Origin of the sequence: Sutterella parvirubra YIT 11816, from assembly GCF_000250875.1 — a bacterium.
In the GTDB taxonomy this organism is placed as follows: Bacteria; Pseudomonadota; Gammaproteobacteria; order Burkholderiales; family Burkholderiaceae_F; genus Sutterella; species Sutterella parvirubra.
In genome coordinates this window covers 7,841-9,398 of record NZ_JH605015.1, presented here as the reverse complement: position 1 = coordinate 9,398, position 1,558 = coordinate 7,841, and the positions used below count along the sequence as shown (strand labels likewise).

General features: G+C 59.9%; 1 protein-coding gene. It reads left to right on the top strand.

The features are described 5' to 3' along the window. Nucleotides 1-643: 643 nt before the first annotated feature. Nucleotides 644-1,477, top strand: a complete 834-nt coding sequence (locus HMPREF9440_RS09645) for a basic amino acid ABC transporter substrate-binding protein (protein ID WP_008543768.1) — start codon at nucleotides 644-646, stop codon at nucleotides 1,475-1,477. Nucleotides 1,478-1,558 lie beyond the last annotated feature (81 nt).

Below are 1,558 nucleotides of genomic sequence, written 5' to 3'. Positions count from 1 at the left end.
GATGGTTCCCAGTGTAGGGGGCGAACCTTAGCAGATTCTGAGGGTTCGGAAAATATTTTCGAACGCGCCGCACGGGGCTTGCGGCTTTGCCGAACGCTCGGCGTCGAGAGATTGCCCGGCAACGGGCGGAATCGGAATTCCCGTAACCGGCCCGGGGACCCGCAGGAGTCCTCCGAACGGTCGCCGGAACCACGCAAAAAGCGCCTTAAAGTTTGATGCAGATCAAGCCTCTGATCGAAACCCATTGCGTCGGGCATGAAATTTTTTGCGTTTTCTCGGGGTGGGGCCATAAGATGGGTCCATCCGCAATCGCCTGTGAGGGCGAGGAGGATCCGGACCGGCTCCCGCCGGGCCGAGAGAACCGAAGGTCGGCGTGCTTTTTTCTTATGTCCGCACAACGACGGGAGGTTCTGCGGAAGGAAGATCCCGTCCGCGCTCAACAATAAAAATTCTTCAAGCTGGCTTGAGGGCGTTTGTGTCCGCCACTGAGTCAGACGCCAACCCAGGAGGGTCCGGCTGATTGCAAAGTCCTCGCGGAGGCGTCCCCGATTGGGGGAATGACCGAAGCATCGTGAACATAACAAGAGGGACCGCGGTCAGTTGCACTTCTTCGCCCGAACTCAAACATTCGAGGCCCTCTGTCATGGCTCTTATCAAGAAGATCGCCGCGGCTGCCGCGGTTTCCGCTCTCGCCTTCTCCACTTTCGTCGCTTTCGGCGCCGGCGAGAACGCCCCCCAACAAAAGCAGAACGCTTCCGCTCAGACCGAATCCGTGCCCACGCTGCGCGTCGGCTCGCTCACCGTCTATGCGCCCTTCGAATACATGGACTCCGCCACGGGTCAGTACGAAGGCTTCGACATGGACCTCGTGCGTGAACTCGGCAAGCGCGAAGGCTACAAGATCGAAATCGTCTCGATGACGTTGGACGGTCTCATTCCGGCGCTCATGGCCGACAACATCGACGTGGCGGTGTCGGCGCTGACGATCACACCCGAACGCTCCGAAAAGGTCGACTTCACGAAGCCCTACATCAACGCGGGCCTCACCGTGATGACGACGCGCGACAACGCCCCGAAGATCAAGAGCCTCAAGGACCTTGAAGGGAAGTGCCTTTGCGCTGAAATCGGTTCGTCCGGCGCGCTCTTCATGAAGCGCATCCCGGGGACGACCATCCGCACGTTCAACTCCGCCGCCGACGCCTTCCTTGAACTCAACAAGAACGGCTGCTACGCGATGCTGAACGACGGTCCCGTCAACAAGTACTTCCTGCGTCAGGACGCCGCCAAGTCGATGAACCTGGTCGCCCTCGACTGGGTCGTTTCCGACGACCAGTACGGCTTCGCGGTGAAGAAGGGCAACGCCGAACTTCTGAAGAAGTTGGACGATGCGCTCGACGCCATGAAGAAGGACGGCACGTACGACCGCATCTACGACAAGTGGTTCGGCGATACGGGCGAGAACATCAAGGCGAACTGATCGTTTGCTGAGTGCGGTCGGTGACGCCGGCCGCGGGATCCGCTGAGGGTCCGCGAAGGAAAGAAAACGCAATCGGCCCCG

Bases quoted from the DNA above. Each gene is read 5' to 3' on its own strand.
- HMPREF9440_RS09645 (WP_008543768.1), top strand. From the start codon at position 644: ATGGCTCTTATCAAGAAGATCGCCGCGGCTGCCGCGGTTTCCGCTCTC.